General features: G+C 65.9%; 19 protein-coding genes. 13 read left to right on the top strand and 6 right to left on the bottom strand.

The features are described from left to right. Positions 1-120: 120 nt before the first annotated feature. From ACLB1G_RS17695 to rng, 10 genes are all read left to right on the top strand, one after another. Positions 121-366 (top strand): hypothetical protein, encoded by a 246-nt coding sequence (locus tag ACLB1G_RS17695; protein WP_491628550.1) that lies wholly within the window; start codon positions 121-123, stop codon positions 364-366. Between the two features lie 25 nt (positions 367-391). Next, positions 392-694 (top strand): hypothetical protein, encoded by a 303-nt coding sequence (locus ACLB1G_RS17690; RefSeq protein WP_491628549.1) that lies wholly within the window; start codon positions 392-394, stop codon positions 692-694. A gap of 193 nt (positions 695-887) precedes the next feature. Continuing rightward, a complete protein-coding gene (locus tag ACLB1G_RS17685) occupies positions 888-1,613 on the top strand; it encodes a YebC/PmpR family DNA-binding transcriptional regulator (RefSeq protein ID WP_491628548.1) in 726 nt (241 codons plus the stop codon). A gap of 88 nt (positions 1,614-1,701) precedes the next feature. Continuing rightward, positions 1,702-2,970 (top strand): phosphoribosylamine--glycine ligase, encoded by a 1,269-nt coding sequence (gene purD / locus ACLB1G_RS17680; protein WP_491628547.1) that lies wholly within the window; start codon positions 1,702-1,704, stop codon positions 2,968-2,970. Positions 2,971-2,985: 15 nt separating this feature from the next. After that, the gene (gene hemF / locus ACLB1G_RS17675) at positions 2,986-3,903 is read left to right on the top strand and encodes an oxygen-dependent coproporphyrinogen oxidase (protein WP_491628546.1); all 918 of its coding nucleotides are present in this window, start codon (positions 2,986-2,988) and stop codon (positions 3,901-3,903) included. Beyond that, positions 3,900-4,556, top strand: coding sequence for a nicotinate (nicotinamide) nucleotide adenylyltransferase (gene nadD / locus ACLB1G_RS17670; protein ID WP_491628545.1), 657 nt, complete (start codon positions 3,900-3,902; stop codon positions 4,554-4,556). Before hemF ends, nadD begins: the two co-directional genes overlap by 4 nt. Positions 4,557-4,561: 5 nt before the next feature. After that, positions 4,562-5,248, top strand: coding sequence for a ribosome silencing factor (gene rsfS / locus ACLB1G_RS17665; RefSeq protein WP_491628544.1), 687 nt, complete (start codon positions 4,562-4,564; stop codon positions 5,246-5,248). Positions 5,249-5,254: 6 nt separating this feature from the next. Beyond that, positions 5,255-5,725 (top strand): 23S rRNA (pseudouridine(1915)-N(3))-methyltransferase RlmH, encoded by a 471-nt coding sequence (gene rlmH, locus ACLB1G_RS17660; RefSeq protein ID WP_491628543.1) that lies wholly within the window; start codon positions 5,255-5,257, stop codon positions 5,723-5,725. Positions 5,726-5,728: 3 nt separating this feature from the next. After that, complete coding sequence (locus tag ACLB1G_RS17655; protein ID WP_491628542.1) at positions 5,729-6,352, top strand: Maf family protein; 624 nt, start codon at positions 5,729-5,731, stop codon at positions 6,350-6,352. A gap of 154 nt (positions 6,353-6,506) precedes the next feature. Continuing rightward, entirely contained in the window at positions 6,507-7,973 is a 1,467-nt protein-coding gene (rng, locus tag ACLB1G_RS17650; RefSeq protein WP_491628541.1) for a ribonuclease G, read from the top strand. 45 nt (positions 7,974-8,018) lie between these two features. On the opposite strand, the gene ACLB1G_RS17645 is transcribed toward rng, so the two are convergent. After that, on the bottom strand, positions 8,019-8,567 hold the full coding sequence (locus ACLB1G_RS17645; protein WP_491628540.1) for a TetR/AcrR family transcriptional regulator: 549 nt from the start codon (positions 8,565-8,567) through the stop codon (positions 8,019-8,021). 98 nt (positions 8,568-8,665) lie between these two features. Here ACLB1G_RS17645 and ACLB1G_RS17640 point away from each other — a divergent pair, with 98 nt between their 5' ends. Together ACLB1G_RS17640 and ACLB1G_RS17635 are read left to right on the top strand one after the other, a co-directional pair. After that, the gene (locus ACLB1G_RS17640; protein ID WP_491628539.1) at positions 8,666-9,685 is read left to right on the top strand and encodes an NADP-dependent oxidoreductase; all 1,020 of its coding nucleotides are present in this window, start codon (positions 8,666-8,668) and stop codon (positions 9,683-9,685) included. Between the two features lie 15 nt (positions 9,686-9,700). After that, positions 9,701-10,111 (top strand): nuclear transport factor 2 family protein, encoded by a 411-nt coding sequence (locus ACLB1G_RS17635; protein ID WP_491628538.1) that lies wholly within the window; start codon positions 9,701-9,703, stop codon positions 10,109-10,111. On the opposite strand, the gene ACLB1G_RS17630 is transcribed toward ACLB1G_RS17635, so the two are convergent. Then, positions 10,059-10,958 carry a LysR family transcriptional regulator gene (locus tag ACLB1G_RS17630; RefSeq protein ID WP_491628537.1) on the bottom strand — a complete coding sequence of 300 codons (900 nt, stop codon included), beginning with the start codon at positions 10,956-10,958 and terminating at the stop codon, positions 10,059-10,061. The two genes, ACLB1G_RS17635 and ACLB1G_RS17630, sit on opposite strands and share 53 nt — an antisense overlap. A gap of 174 nt (positions 10,959-11,132) precedes the next feature. Here ACLB1G_RS17630 and ACLB1G_RS17625 point away from each other — a divergent pair, with 174 nt between their 5' ends. After that, a complete protein-coding gene (locus ACLB1G_RS17625; RefSeq protein ID WP_491628536.1) occupies positions 11,133-11,486 on the top strand; it encodes a DoxX family protein in 354 nt (117 codons plus the stop codon). Positions 11,487-11,583: 97 nt separating this feature from the next. On the opposite strand, the gene ACLB1G_RS17620 is transcribed toward ACLB1G_RS17625, so the two are convergent. The 4 genes from ACLB1G_RS17620 to ACLB1G_RS17605 all read right to left on the bottom strand — a co-directional run bounded on the left by ACLB1G_RS17620 (position 11,584) and on the right by ACLB1G_RS17605 (position 16,009). Then, positions 11,584-13,917, bottom strand: coding sequence for a hybrid sensor histidine kinase/response regulator (locus ACLB1G_RS17620; protein ID WP_491628535.1), 2,334 nt, complete (start codon positions 13,915-13,917; stop codon positions 11,584-11,586). A gap of 82 nt (positions 13,918-13,999) precedes the next feature. Continuing rightward, entirely contained in the window at positions 14,000-14,173 is a 174-nt protein-coding gene (locus ACLB1G_RS17615; RefSeq protein ID WP_491628534.1) for a hypothetical protein, read from the bottom strand. Then, positions 14,170-14,643: a hypothetical protein gene (locus ACLB1G_RS17610; protein WP_491628533.1), complete on the bottom strand. Its 474-nt coding sequence runs from the start codon at positions 14,641-14,643 to the stop codon at positions 14,170-14,172. The genes ACLB1G_RS17615 and ACLB1G_RS17610 overlap by 4 nt, the downstream gene beginning before the upstream one ends. 70 nt (positions 14,644-14,713) lie before the next feature. Continuing rightward, positions 14,714-16,009 (bottom strand): DUF2264 domain-containing protein, encoded by a 1,296-nt coding sequence (locus ACLB1G_RS17605; RefSeq protein ID WP_491628532.1) that lies wholly within the window; start codon positions 16,007-16,009, stop codon positions 14,714-14,716. Positions 16,010-16,023 lie beyond the last annotated feature (14 nt).

The following is a 16,023-nucleotide window of genomic DNA, read 5'->3' as shown; positions in this document are numbered from 1 at the left end:
GGCCGCGTGAAACCGGCATCCGTCTGATCTGCCTCAAGCGCACGCCAGGTAGCGGGAAGGACGGTAACAGTACACTGTTTGCTTGACCACCTCCTGTCCCCGGCATAGAGTGAGGCACGCATGACACGCAGCAGACATCCGAAGAAGGAAATCGAAGCGGCGCTAAAGCATGCCGAGCTGCATGGCTGGCTTGTCATACAAGGTGCTCACCACGCTTGGGGAGCCATGTACTGCCCGTTTAACAGTAAAGACTGCCGTGGCGGCGAACACTGCATCACGCAGATATGGAGTACGCCTCGCAGTGCGGGAGGCTACGCCAGGAACTTGAGGCGGGTGGTCGATAACTGTACGCAATTAAATCCTTAGCAGGGGTCACAAAGGGGAACTCAGCATGGAATTCTTTTTTTCGCTACGCTATCGTCTTGCTCCGGACGAGGACGATATAGACCAGATCATGGGCCGACTGGAAAAAGCCGGATGCACCGATGCCGTCATAGGCAGCGGGCGGCCGGGTTGGCTGGCGTTCGATTTTTGCCGCGAATCCGCCGATCGTCACGACGCAGTGAGGTCCGCAATTGAGGACATACGCCACGCGCTGCCGCTCGCCAGCCTTGAAACCGCTGCACCCGAGTATGCCGACAAGATGGCCCGGGACATGGGGCTGCTCAACCACGCCGCCCCGCTCTGCAACTGAACCGTCACACGGCCTGCTGCGTCCACCGCATGGTTATCAAAACAGCAAACACCGGCGGCGCCACATAGCAGCCTGCCCGCGCCATCCATCCTGCCTCCTTTCATGCGATATCAGCCGCGCCCGGCGGTGATCCGGCAAGGCCACTATGCTAGAATGTCGGCCTCACCGAGATACCGTCGAAGGAAGATCTAACATGGCTGGACACAGCAAATGGGCCAATATCAAGCATAAAAAGGCTGCAACGGACGCTAAGCGAGGCAAAATCTGGACGCGCCTGATCAAGGAGATCACGGTTGCGGCGCGCATGGGCGGCGGCGACGCCAACGCCAACCCGCGCCTGCGTCTGGCCATGGAAAAGGCGCAGGACGCCAACATGCCCAAGGATAACGTGCAGCGCGCCATCAACCGCGGCACCGGCGGCGAGGACGGCGCCAACTACGAGGAAGTCCGCTACGAGGGCTACGGCATCGGCGGCGCCGCCATCATCGTCGACTGCATGACCGACAACCGCGTGCGCACCGTGGCCGAAGTCCGCCACGCCTTCAGCAAATACGGCGGCAACATGGGTACCGAGAATTCGGTGTCCTTCATGTTCAAGCATTGCGGCCAGTTCCTGTTCGCTCCCGGCACCAGCGAGGATGCGCTGATGGAAGCGGCCCTGGAAGCCGGCGCCGAGGACGTGGTGACGGACGAGGAAGGCGGCATCGAAGTAACCTGCAACCCGCACGACTTCGCCACCGTGAAGGATGCGCTGGAAGCGGCCGGCTTCAAGGCCGAAGTGGCCGAGATCATCATGAAGCCCGCCACCGAAACCGTATTTACCGGCGACGACGCCATCAAGATGCAAAAACTGCTGGACGCCCTGGAAAACCTGGACGACGTGCAGGAAGTGTATTCGAACGCGCTGATCGAGAACTGATCGCGCCAGCGTTGGGGACCGTAACACCAGCACGGCGGCCGAGGGCCGCCGTCGGTGTATTAAGAATCATAAACTCACGAACAGCACTATGAAAATTTTGGTAGTCGGCTCCGGCGGCCGTGAACATGCGCTGGCTTGGAAACTGGCGCAATCGGAACGTGTCCAGATGGTGTACGTCGCCCCGGGCAACGGCGGCACCGGCCGCGACGCGCGCCTGCACAACCTGCCCATCACCGACCTGCACGAACTGGCCAGTTTCGTCGAGCGCGAGCACATCGCCCTGACCGTGGTCGGACCTGAGACCCCGCTGGCCGGCGGCATCGTCAACCTGTTCCGCTCGCGCGGGCTGAAGGTGTTCGGCCCGACCAAAGAGGCGGCGCAGCTGGAGTCGTCCAAGGACTTCGCCAAGGCCTTCATGCAGCGCCACGGCATCCCGACCGCCACCTACCAGACCTTCTCCGACGCGGCCGCCGCCCACGCCTACGTGGACGCCCAGGGCGCCCCCATCGTCATCAAGGCCGACGGCCTGGCGGCCGGCAAGGGCGTGGTGGTGGCCATGTCGCTGGAGGAAGCGCACGCCGCCGTCGACCACATGCTGTCCGATAACGCCTTTGGCGACGCCGGCGCCCGCATCGTGATCGAGGAATTCCTGGCCGGCGAGGAAGCCAGCTTCATCGTCATGTGCGACGGCAAGCATGTGCTGCCGCTGGCCACCAGCCAGGACCACAAGCGCCTCAAGGACCACGACGAAGGCCCGAACACGGGCGGCATGGGCGCCTACTCGCCGGCCCCCATCGTCACGCCGTCCATGCACGCGCGCGTCATGCGCGAGATCATCAACCCCACCATCGCGGGCATGACCAAGGATGGCATCCCCTTCACCGGCTTCCTGTACGCCGGCCTGATGATAGACGCCGCCGGCAATCCGAAAACGCTGGAATTCAACTGCCGCATGGGCGACCCGGAAACCCAGCCCATCATGGCGCGCCTGAAGACCGACCTGGTGTCGGTGATGGAGCACGCCGTCAACGGCACGCTGGACGCGGTGGAACTGGAATGGGACCGCCGCACCGCCGTGGGCGTGGTGCTGGCCGCCGCCGGCTATCCGGACGCGCCGGTCAAGGGCGCCGTGATCGAAGGCATCCCGGCCGACACCGCGGAAACCGTGACCTTCCACGCCGGCACCGCCGAAGTGGATGGCAAGCTGCAGGTCAGCGGCGGCCGCGTGCTGTGCGTGGTCGGCCTGGGCGACAGCGTCAAGCTGGCCCAGCGCCAGGCCTACGACGCCGTCGACCAGATCCATTTCGACGGCGCGCAGTGCCGCCGCGACATCGGCTGGCGCGGCCTGAAGCACTAAGCGGATAACGGCACCGTGACCCAGACCACGCCCAACCCGGCGGCCGTCAAGGCCTGGCTGCTGCAGCTGCAGGAGCGCATCGTCGCGTCCCTGCAGGGCGTGGACGGCGGCGTGTTCCTGCGCGACGAATGGCAGCGGCCCGAAGGTGGCGGCGGCATCTCGCGCCTGGTGGAGGACAGCCACGTGATCGAGCGCGGCGGGGTCAATTTCTCGCACGTGCAGGGGGCCAGGCTGCCACCCTCGGCGGCGGCGGCCCGGCCCGAACTGGGCGGCCAGCCGTGGGAAGCCATGGGCGTGTCGCTGGTGATCCATCCGCGCAATCCGTACGCGCCGACGGTGCACATGAACGTGCGCTTCTTCAGCACCAGCACCAACGACGGCCAGCCGGTATGGTGGTTCGGCGGCGGCATGGACCTGACGCCCTACTACGGCAACGTGGACGACGTGCGCCACTTCCACCGGACCTGCCGCGACGCGCTGGAACCGCACGGCGCCCAGCTGCACGCCCACTTTAAAAAGTGGTGCGACGAGTACTTCTACCTCAAGCACCGGCAGGAAGCGCGCGGCGTGGGCGGCATCTTCTTCGACGACTACAACGAAGCGGGCTTCGAGGACAGCTTTGCCATGGTGCGCAGCGTGGGCGAGGCCTTCCTGCCGGCCTACCAGCCCATCCTGGAAGCGCGCAAGGACACGCCCTACGGCGAGCGCGAACGCGATTTCCAGGCCTACCGGCGCGGCCGCTATGTCGAATTCAACCTGGTGTTCGACCGCGGCACCCTGTTCGGCCTGCAGTCGGGCGGCCGCACCGAGGCCATCCTGATGTCCATGCCGCCGGTGGTCAAGTGGCGCTACCGCTGGCATCCGGACGACGGCACGCCCGAAGCGGCGCTCTACACCGACTTCCTGCCCCACCGCGACTGGCTCACGACGTGAGACCCTGCATCGCATTGCTGGGAGGTAGCTACGATCCCGTGCATCGCGGTCATGTCGAACTCGGCGCGTACTTCGCGGCGCGCCTGCCGGCCGACCAGTTGCGCGTGGTTCCGGCCGGGCTGCAGTGGCAAAAATCCGGGGCCCAGGCCACGGCGGAGCAGCGCGCCGCCATGGCGGCGCTGGCGTTCAGCGATCTGCCCTGCCCGGTCGTGATCGACCGCCAGGAAATCGAGCGCGCCGCCGGGGGTGTGCCTAGCTACACGGTGGACACCCTGCGCAACCTGCGCGCCGAATTGGGGCCGGACGCCTGCCTGGTGCTGCTGATGGGCGCCGACCAGCTGCAGCGCCTGGACACCTGGCGCGCGTGGCGCGAATTATTCACCCTGGCGCACCTCTGCGTGGCGGCGCGGCCGGGATATGAGCTGGACGGCGCCGGGCTACCGGCGGCCGTCGCGGCGGAAATCGGACAGCGCCAGACCGGCCTGCCCGGCATCCGCAAGCAGGCACACGGTCTGGTACACCTGGCGCGCGACTTCGCGGTGGAGATCTCGTCCACCGCCATCCGTGCGGCATTACAACGGGGGGAGCATGCGGACTCGCTTGTCCCGCCGCTGGTGCTAGACTATATTGAACAACATCATCTATACAAATAACACTAATGGATATCAAAAAACTGCAAACCCTGGTCGTTGACGCGCTCGAAGACGTCAAGGGCCAGGACATCGTCCTGTTCGACACCACCCACCTCACCAGCCTGTTCGACCGCATCGCCATCGCTTCCGGCACCTCGAACCGCCAGACCAAGGCCCTGGCCGCGTCCGTGCGCGACAAGGTCAAGGACGCCGGCGGCGACGTCTACGGCCTGGAAGGCGAGGACACCGGTGAATGGGTGCTGGTGGACCTGGGCGACATGATCGTCCACATCATGCAGCAGCCTATCCGCGCCTACTACCGCCTGGAAGAAATCTGGGGCGACAAGCCGGTGAAACTGGGCGCCGCCAAGCGCAAGTCGACCAAGGAAGGCGAGGAAGCCGCCGCGCCGAAGAAGATCAGCAGCCACCTGGCCGCCGGCAAGAAGGCCGTGGCCGCCGAAGCCGTGGTCGAGAAAAAGCCGCGCGCGCCGCGCAAGACCGCCGTCAAGGCCGAGGGCGAGGCCAAGCCGGCCAAGAAAGCCGCCGCCATCCCGGCCGGCAAGAAGGTGAAGGTTGCCGCACCCAAGGCCGTGGTGGCCTCGGCCGCCGCCCACAAGGCCGCCACCAAGCCGCGCGCGCCGAAAGCCGCCGCCGACAAGGAAGCGCCGGCCAAGACTGTCATCAAGCGCATCAAGAAGCCGGCCGCCGAGTAAGGACGCATGCAGCTCATCATCGCTGCCGTCGGCCACAAGATGCCGGCCTGGATAGAGACCGGCTACGCCGAATACGCCAAGCGCATGCCGCCCGAGCTCAAGCTGGTGCTCAAGGAAATCAAGCCGGTGGAGCGCTCCGGCAGCAAGACCGCCGCCACCGCCATGGCGCTGGAGCGCGAGCGCATCGAGGCGGCCCTGCCGAAATCGGTGCGCATCATCGCGCTCGATGAACGCGGCAAGGACCTGACCTCGGTGGGCCTGGCGCGCCAGCTGGAAGCCTGGCAGCAGGATGGCCGCGACACCGCCTTCCTGATCGGCGGCGCCGACGGCCTCGATCCCGAACTCAAGGCCCGCGCCGAGGGCCTGATACGCATCTCCAGCATGACCCTGCCGCACGGCATGGTGCGCGTGATGCTGGCCGAGCAGCTGTACCGCGCCTGGAGCATCACCCAGAACCACCCCTATCACAGGGTTTGAACCATGGCCAAACCGGCTGACAATAAAATCTACCTGGCCTCGAAAAGCCCGCGCCGGCGAGAACTGCTGCGCCAGATCGGCGTTGATTTCGAGCTGCTGCTGCTGCGCAGCGACGGCCCGCGCGGCGCCGACGTGACCGAGGACGTGCTGCCCGGCGAGGCCGCGCTGGACTACGTGGCCCGCGTGGCCAGGGAAAAGGCGGCGTTTGCCTACACGGTGCAGCAGCGCCGCCACCTGACCCCGCGTCCGGTGCTGTCCGCCGACACCACGGTCACGCTGGACGGCGCCATCCTGGGCAAGCCGGCCGACCTGGCCGAGGCCACCGATATGCTGCAGCGCCTGTCCGGCCGCACGCATGAAGTCCTGACCTCGGTGGCGGTGCATGGCGACGGCTTCAGCGGCCAGGTCACGCAGATATCCGAGGTGCGCTTCGCGGTACTGGCGCCAGCCGCCATCGCCGCCTATTGCGCCACCCAGGAGCCCTACGACAAGGCCGGCGCCTACGGCATCCAGGGCCTGGCCGCCGTGTTCATCGAGCACATTACCGGCAGCCATTCCGGCATCATGGGCCTGCCCCTGTTCGAGACCGCGCAACTGCTCAAGCAGGCCGGTTTGCCCCTGCCCTGAGCCGCGTGTATGATCCTCGTTCACCTCCCATTTAAGAAGGTTGGAGGCCGCTTCAAAATGTGCAGGACCAGGCGCAGCGCCGAAGACAGTGCGTTAGCACGGCAAGGCGCTGCCACGACGCCCTGCGCATTTTTAAGCGGCCTCCGCGAGACATATGACTGAAGACATTCTGATCAACATCACCCCGCAGGAAACGCGCGTCGCGTTAATTGTGCAGGGCGCGGTGCAGGAACTGCACATCGAGCGCACCCTGACGCGCGGCCTGGCGGGCAACGTCTATTCCGGCAAGGTGGTGCGGGTGCTGCCCGGCATGCAGTCAGCCTTCATCGACATCGGCCTGGAACGCGCCGCCTTCCTGCACGTGGCCGACATCTGGGAAGCGCGCCCGCACGACGGCAGCTCCAGCGCCGCCCCCACCCCCATCGAGAAAATCCTGTTCGACGGCCAGGTGCTGACGGTGCAGGTGATCAAGGACCCGATAGGCACCAAGGGCGCGCGCCTGTCCACGCAGATTTCCATCGCCGGCCGCATGCTGGTCTACCTGCCGCAGGACTCGCACATCGGCGTCTCGCAAAAGATAGAGAAGGAATCCGAGCGCGAAGCCCTGCGCACGCGCCTGCAAAACCTGCTGCCGGCCGACGAGAAAGGCGGCTACATCGTGCGCACCCAGGCCGAGGACGCGACCGATTCCGACATCGCGGCCGACATCGATTACCTGCGCAAGACCTGGGCCGCGATCTGCAAGGGCGCCCGCACCCGCCCGGCCGCCACCCTGCTGCACCAGGACCTGAGCCTGTCGCAGCGCGTGCTGCGCGACTTTGTCCACGACGACACCGCCACCATCCAGGTCGACTCGCGCGAGAACCACATCGCCCTGACCGAATTCGCCCAGGCCTACACGCCCAGCGTGCTGCCGCGCCTGCACCACTACACGGGCGAGCGCCCGCTGTTCGACCTGTACGGGGTGGAGGAGGAAATCCTGCGCGCGCTGGGGCGCCGCGTGGACCTGAAATCGGGCGGCTACCTGATCGTCGACCAGACCGAGGCCATGACCACCATCGACGTGAACACCGGCGGCTTCGTAGGCGGGCGCAATTTCGCCGATACCATCTTCAAGACCAACCTGGAGGCGGCGCATGCCATTGCCCGCCAGCTGCGGCTGCGCAACCTGGGCGGCATCATCATCCTGGACTTCATCGACATGGAGAACAACGAGCACCGCAACGCCGTGCTGCAGGAACTCAAGAAAACCCTGGCGCGCGACCGCACCAAGGTCTCGGTGAGCGGCTTCTCGGCCCTGGGGCTGGTGGAGATGACGCGCAAGCGCACCCGCGAATCGCTGGCCCATATCCTGTGCGAACCCTGCCCGGCCTGCGCCGGCAAGGGCCAGGTGAAAACCTCGCGCACCATCTGCTACGAAATCCTGCGCGAACTGATGCGCGAAGCCAAGCAGTTCAATCCGCGCGAATTCCGCATCCTGGCCTCGCAGGAAGTGGTGGATTTGTTCCTGGAAGAGGAATCCCAGCACCTGGCCATGCTGGGCGATTTCATCGGCAAGAAGATTTCGCTGCAGGTGGAGAATACCTATCACCAGGAGCAGTACGATGTCATTTTGATGTGATGCGCCACCTCATCCACATCGACAGCTTACTTCACAAGCAATTCCTCACCGTGCCGTCAGCAGCGCATCGGTGATCACCGTGAACAAGTGCCCCGAGCGCGCTGCCGCGCTCGGCTGTTCCCGTATCCAGGCCAGCGCCGCTATCAGCGCGAACAGCTCGACGCCGTCGACATCCTTGCGCGCCTTGCCTTCGGATTGAGCACGCTCCAGCAGCGAGGTCCCCGCGCTGCGCAACGCCACGCAGGATGTGTGCAGCGCGGAGTCCGGGTCCTCGATGGCATTCATCATCAAGCCCAGCACGCCCCTATGGCTGTAGGTAAATGCGATGGTCTCCTCCAGCCATAGCACCAGCGCTTCTTCCGACGATTTCAACGACGTCAACAACTCGGCCCGCGCCGCCAGCGCCTCGAAACTGGTGCGCAGCAGCGCCTCCAGCAGTGCTTCCTTGGTCGGAAAATGGCGGTACAAGGTACCCAGCCCGACCTCGGCCCGCCTTGCCACATCGCGCAAGGAAAAATCCGCCCCGTGTTCCGTGACCGCTTCCTGCGCCACCGCTAGCAGGCGGTCGTAATTTTTTTTTGCATCTGCGCGCATACCACCCCATTGACAAACGGAGCAGTGCTCCGGATAATGAACTTATTCGGAGCGGCGCTCCGTTTCTGTCATTTTATTGATTCTCAGGAGAAAATGCAATGTCGACCAATACGATGAAAGCCATCCAACAACATCGCTTCGGCGGCCCGGAAGTGCTGCGCTATGAGGACGCGCCCATGCCCGAGCTCCGGCAGGGTGAGGTGCTGGTCCGGGTCCACGACGTGGGCTTGAACCCGCCCGACTGGTATCTGCGGGACGGCTACAAGATGCTGCCGCCGGAATGGCAGCCAGCGGTGACGTTCCCGGTGATACTCGGCACGGACATTTCAGGCGTGGTGGAAGCCGTGGCTGACGATGTGACGGGCTTCTCGCCGGGCGATGCCGTGTACGCCATGGTCCGTTTCCCGAGCGGATTGGCCGGCGGCAGCCGCGCCTACGCGCAATACGTGAGCGTCCCGGTGGAGGAATTGGCGCTCAAGCCTGGCGGAATAGACCATGTGCACGCGGCGGCGGCGCCCATGTCCTTGCTGACGGCATGGCAGTTCATGATTGAATTGGGCCATGACGTGCCCAATCCGCTCCAACCGAATCAACACCAGCCCGTGGAACTCAGCGGCAAGACCGTGCTGGTCAACGGCGCCTCCGGCGGCGTGGGCCACTTCGCGGTTCAGCTGGCAAAATGGAAGGGGGCGCGTGTGATCGCCGTGGCGTCGGGAGCCCATGAAGCCTTCGTGCGCAGCCTGGGCGCGGACGAATTCATCGACTACACCACGACCCGGGCCGAGGAGCGGCTTCGTGACCTCGACCTGGTCATCGATGCGGTGGGCGGCCCTACGACCGGCCGCTTTTTACGCACCCTCAAGCGAGGTGGCGCCCTCTTCCCGATTTTCCCGCTGGGATTTGACGGCCAGGACGAGGCCGCACAGCTGGGTGTGACGGTCTCGTCCGTTCAGGTGCGTTCCAGCGGCAGGCAACTGGCCCAGCTTGCGCAACTGCTGGAGGCTGGAACCCTGCGCGTGGGCGTCGATAGCACCTACCCACTGGAAGATGCGGCAAGTGCGCACGAGCGCGCTTCCCGTGGCGGGGTACAAGGAAAAATCGTCCTCACGGTCAACTAAGACGCCCGGCAGCGTATGAACAAGGAAGACGGTATGTCAACCATCAAGCAAGCAGTCGACGACCTGCTCAATCCCGGCCTCTCTGCCCAGGCATCCCTGGATGCGCACTTCGCTCCGGACTTTCACCAGCGCGTGAACGGCAAATGGATCAACCGCGCCGCATTCTTCGACGCCATCATGCGGCTGCGGGCATCGCTGGCGCAGGCGACGGTGACGGTGCTGGATGAACTCGGCGCCGGCGAGCACTACGCCGAGCGGCACCGGATCAGCCTGCTCATGCGCGACGGGCAGGCGATCCACCAGGAGGTGTACTTGTTCGCGCGGCGCGACCGTGACGGACGCTTCGTGCGCATCGAAGAGGTGACCATGGCGGTCAGCGCTGACCAGGACTCTGGTGGTCCATCTTTTCCACCAGAAAGTCGATGAAACTCCGGAGCTTGAGTGGCTGATGGCGCCGGCTGGGATAGACGGCAAACAGCCGGCCCTGATAGGTTTGATCGACCTCGCCACTGTGCACCAGGCGCCCGCTGGCGAGGTCGCCGGCCACCAGCCAGCCGGGCAGCAACGCCGCGCCGACGCCGGCCATGACGGCGTGATAGCTCAAGGTGGCGTCATTCGAGCGCATCGCCACTGGCTGGTCCGGGACCAGCTCCATCCCCTGGACCGGCATCTTGGGGCGGCCGAATTGCATCTGGTTGGGCATGATCATCGCGGGCAGGCGGGCGGCGCCCGCCTGGCTGTTCGAGGCGGAGCGCGCCAGGAACTCCGGCGTGGCCACGCAGTAAAACGGCACATCGCATAGCTGCCGCGAAATCAGGCTTTGCGAGGCATCGTTCTTCATGCGCAGCGCAAGATCAAAGCCTTCGGCCACCAGATCGACCATGCGGTTTTCCAGGTGCACATCGAGCCGGACCTCGGGACAGCGCTGCTGATACTCGGCGATCAGCGCGGCGAAGCGCGGCGTCGCGATCCACACCGGCGCACTGACTTTCAACTCGCCGCGTGGCGGCCCGGTGACATGGCTGACCGACGCCACGCCGGCGTCCAGCATCTCCAGCGCCTGCATGGCTTGCTCGTGGAACAGCCTGCCCGCCTCCGTCAGGCTCATGCTGCGGCTGCTGCGGTTCAGCAGGCGTGCACCCAGGCTGCGTTCCAGGCGCGCCAGGTGCTTGCTGACCATGGGCGGCGCCATGCCCAGGCGCTGGCCGGCGGCAGTCAAACTTCCGCTGTCCACGATCTCGCAAAAAACACGCAGGCCGATCAAGTCCATCATCGTCAATGTTTCCTCGTCAGGAAATGATGGCTTGCCTTTGCAAACATCGATTTCCAAATCAAGAAAGCATACCATCAGTTCACGACCAACTCTGGATCACGACACATGACTTCATCACCACGTACCGGCCGCAGCCGGTATTTATCCGCTGGACTCTGGTTCGCCCAGTTCGCCGTGGCCACCGTCTTTGCCGCCTCGGGTTTGTGCAAGCTGTTGATGCCAATTGCCGACCTCAGCGCCATGATGACCTGGCCGGGAGACTACCCCTTACCCTTTGTGCGGGCGATCGGCGTGGTGGACCTGCTGGGCGCCGCCGGCATGCTGCTGCCCTCGCTGACCCGCATCCGGCCCCGCTTGACGGTCCTTGCGGCGGCTTGCTGCGTACTGCTGCAAGCGCTGGCCATCGGTTTTCATGCAAGCAGGGGCGAATTCTCCGTGTTGCCGCTGAACCTGGTACTGCTGCCGCTGTGCGTACTGGTGCTATGGGGGCGCGCAACACGCCTGCCGATCAGGGAGCGCAACGCATGACAACGAGCACCGCAACGCCGTGCTGCCGGAGCTGAAGAAAACCTTGGCGCACGACCGCGCCAAGGTCTCGGTGAGGGGCTTCCTGGCGCCGCCCGCTTCACATGAGGCTGGACAAGAGCTGGGCCAGCCGGGCGCTGTCGACCGGCTTGGCAAAGAAGTAGTCGAAGCCGGCTGCCAGCGCGGCGTCGCGGTCCTGATCCTGCCCATAGCCCGTGACGGCGACCAGCACTGCCGCCGCCATGGCCGGCATGCGCCTGAGCTGGCGCGCCAGTTCGTTGCCATCCATGTCGGGCAAGCCGATGTCGAGCAGGCAGACATCCGGCGCCTGGCCGCGCACCCGTTCCATGGCCCGCTGCGGATGGTATTCGACCGCCACCTGGTGCCCCAGCGCCTCGATGAACATGCCCAGCATCTGGGCGGCGTCCGCGTTATCGTCCACGATCAGCACCTTGAGGGCTCCGGCGGGGGCCGCAGCAGCGGTGCCGCGCACCGGCGCCGCCAGCCCCTCCTGCGCCTCGTCCACGCGCGGCAGGCAGACCACGAAGCGGCTGCCCTGCTCTACGCCAGGGCTGTGCACCGTGATCGAGCCGCCGTGCAGCTGCACCAGGCTCTTGACCAGCGCCAGCCCTATCCCCAGGCCGCCTTGCGAGCGGTCCGACGCGCGGTCGGCCTGGGTGAACAAGTCGAACACGGCGTCCTGCAGCCCGGGCGCGATGCCGATGCCGTTGTCGGACACGGCCAGCTTGACCAGGCCGGCGCCGGACTCCAGCTCCAGCACGATCTCGCCGCCCTCGGGCGTGTATTTCGCGGCGTTGTTGAGCAGGTTGGCCGCCACCTGCACCAGGCGCTTGGCGTCGCCGCGCACCATGGCGGCCTGCGGCGGCATGTGCAGCGCCAGGCGGTGCCGCCGCGTTTCGATCAGCGGCCGCACCTGCTCCACCGCGTCGGACAATATCCGCTTCAGGTCCAGCACGCTGCTGTCCAGCGTGACCAGCCCGCGCGTCACGCGCGACACGTCCAGCAAGTCATCCACCAGGCCGGTCATGTGCCTGACCTGGCGCGTGATGATGCCGCTGGTCTGGCGAATGCGGGCCTGGTCAGCGTGGCCCAGCATCAGCAGGTCGGCGGCGGCGGCAATCGGCGCCATGGGGTTGCGCAGCTCGTGGGCCAGCATGGCCAGGAACTCGTCCTTGCGGCGGTCGGCTTCGCGCAGGGCGTCTTCCGCCCGCACATGGTCGCTGATATCCATTTGCGCCACCACCGAGCCGACGATGCGGCCCTGGGCATCCTTGACCGGCGCCCCGGTGATCAGCACCGTCCTGCACACCGGCGGCACATCGAATGATTCAATGGCGACGATGTCGCGCGGGTTTTCCTCGCCGGCCAGGATGCGGGCGGTGGCCCATTCGCGCGGCGCCAGCCGGCGGCCATGGCGCTCCGTGTGGTCGGCCCACCAGCCCCGCCATGACGCAAACTGCTCCATGCCCTGCGGCTGCGGATGGGCCTCGCCCCACAGCTGCCGGTGCGCCGCGTTGGCCAGCAGGATGGCGCCGTTGATATCGCTGACCACGATGCCCACCGGCGCCGCCTGCAGCAGGGCATTGAGCTTCTGCCGCTCGGAATCGGCCACCTGCGCCGCCTCCAGCGCCGCCTGCTCGCTGCGGCGCAGCGTCTCGGTCATGCGCCGCTGGCCGGTGATGTCCTTGAACAGGGCCGCCACCTTGGGGCCGTCTTCCTCGTCTATCCTGAAGGCGAACACATCGAACCAGCGGCCGAGCGCCCTGGCCTCGTTTTCAAAGCGGACCGCCTCGCCGGTCGCCGCCACCCGGCCATACATCTCAAACCAGTAGGCCTCATGGTCGGGGGCAAGTTCGCGCATGGTCTTGCCAACCGCGTCGGCCAGGCCGCTCTGCTGCTGGAAGCTCGGATTGAGTTCGCAGAAGCGGTAGTCGCAAGGCCGGCCGCCGGCATCGTTGATCATCTCGATGATGCAAAAGCCCTGGTCTATGCTGGCGAACAGGGAGCGGTAGCGCGCCTCGCTCTTCCGGAGCGCCGATTCGGTCAGCTTGCGGTCGTGCACATCGGTCGATGTTCCAAACCACATCTCCACCGCGCCGGACTGGGGATCGCGCAAGGGTTGGGCGCGCACCAGGAACCAGCGGTACTCGCCGCTGGCCGAGCGGATGCGGTGCTCGACGCTGAAACTGTCCCCGGCCACCGTGGCCCGGCTCCAGGCCTCCATGGTGGCCGCATGGTCGTCCGGATGGACGAAGTCGCCGGACACCTCGGCCGGCGTGCTGCTGTCCAGGGCTACCCCGGTGTATTCTGTCCACTGGCGGTTGAAGTACACACCGCGGCCGGCGGCGTCCACGATCCACACGATTTGCGGTATCGCATCGGCCATGGTGCGGAAGTCTGGCAGGGCTGACATGGATGGGCGGGAGTCGCTTGCGGTCACAGGATGGGGACCGGGGTCCAGTGCAGCTGCTGCGCTATCTTGGCGCGGTAGGGTGTCATGATGTCCGCCGGGATGGGCGCACGTATTGTTCGGCCTTGTCGCGGGCCTGGCCCTGCAGGGCGGACAGGTAGTCCAGCGCTTCCGCCAGGTCCGGCACGCGGCCGTTCAACCGGGCGAACTTGGCCGGCTTCCAGATCAGCGAGCCCCAGCCTGTGCAGACTATCTTCATCGTGCTCCGGCGCGGTTCAGCCAGGCCCCCAGCGCCAGGCCGAGTCCGAACACGGTGTAGACCACGGCCAGCGAGCGGCGCGACACCCGTTTTTCGTAGCCGGGATGCAGGGCGCGCGGGGTCACCTTGTAATCAACCAGGCAGGCCACGGCCGAGGCTGCCATGCCCGCTGCCAGGGTCGCGCCGGGCGACTTGCGGTCCAGCACCTTGCCGGCGGTTTGCTCGAAGATGCTGGCCCAGAAGTGGGCGCTGGCGTGGTGGAAGGCGTAGCCCACCAGGGTGTATTTCCAGCTGGGCGTGTTGCGCTGGAAGGCTTCGCGGCCCCAGGCATAGTGGCTGACCGCGTTCATGGCGGCCGGCGCGCTGCCGGTTTCCTTGCTGGAGCACAGCGCCAGCGCGGCAGCCGAGGCCACCCCAGCCACCGTGCCCGGCACCATGCCCTTGATGACGACGGTTTTCCAGTTATCCATGGCGGCGCTCGCTTTTCGTGTGGGCTAAAACCCCACGATACCGAAAAAGCGCCGCCCCCGGCGCACCCGACTAATACGTCACTGCGTAGTCCTTGGGGAACTTGCGGGCGCTGAAGGCTTTTTTCTGGGTCCAGTCCAGCGCCGGAGCGGTCCAGTAGGAATCGCTGGCAGGCAGGCCCAGCGGCAGGAAGCCTTCCGAGGCGATGTACATGCTGCCACTGTTGGAGTACCAGTCGGCCAGCTCGGGCTGGTGGCCGACGAAGCCCAGGGTCAGGAAGCCATCCTTGGTGAAGTTGGACGGCTCGCTCCACACCGCCTTGTGCACGGCGTGCAGGGCGCTGCGCACCTGGCCTTCCGGCAGGCTGGCCGGCAGCTGCTTGCGCCAGGCCATCAGCGCCAGCGGCTGGAAGGCCGCCGTGCGGTAGGTCAGCGAGCGGCCTATGGGCGGATAGGCGCCGTCCGGACCAATGAAGCGCTCCAGGTGCTCGCCGTAGCGCTGCATGCGCTTCAAGGCCTGCGGCAGCATCTCCTCCGGCTTGCCGCCGTTGAACGGACCCTTGTACTTGACCAGCACTTCCAGCACCTCGACCAGCATGGGATAGATCACGTACGAGTTGTAGTAATCGAAGTGGAAGATCTCGCCATCCTTGATCCAGCCGTCGCCCATGTACCATTCCAGCACCTTGCGGATGGCCACGTTCATGCGGATGGGGTCATGCTCCTCGCCGATGGACAGCAGCCAGGCTTCGTTCATGGCGGCGAACAGCAGCCAGTTGGTGTACGGCGCCTCGACCCGGCGCAAGCCCTTGATCTCGGCAATGATGCGCTGCTTGGTAGCCTTATCCAGCGGTTCCCACAAGGCCTTGGGCGCGCGCATCAGGGCATTGGTGTAGTAGGCCGAATCGACCAGGGCCTGGCCGTGGCCCTTCCACAGCAGGTAGTCGGGACTTTTCGGATCGACCGAGTGCGCATAGCTTTGCAGCGCCTGCTCGCGCAGGCGCTTGCGCGCGCGGCCCTCAGCGCTGTCATCGTCGGGCAGCGCCAGCCACGGGGCGATGCCGGCGATCAGGCGGCCGAAGCACTCCAGGTAGGCAACGCCGGATTCGCGCCCGTCCCAGGTCGGGCTCAGCTCCAGCGCGAACTTTTTGCGCAGCTGGCCCTGCGACATGGCGGACAGCACCGGCTCGCTCATCTTTTGCAGCAGGCCCAGCAGGTAGGCACGTTCGCCGCCCGGCGCGGTCGCAGCGCCCGCAGCCCCGGCCACGCCTGCCTGGCCGCTGGCCGCCGAGGCCGCCGCCGTCACACCGCCGCCCGCTGCCAGCGCCGAGGCCGCCACGGCCGTGCGCATGAAGTGTCGTCGTTCCATTCTCGCTCCAAGAG

This window comes from Duganella kummerowiae, assembly GCF_053572355.1.
The sequence above is the reverse complement of the archived record's forward strand: the minus strand, read 5'-3'. Positions and strand labels throughout refer to the sequence as shown.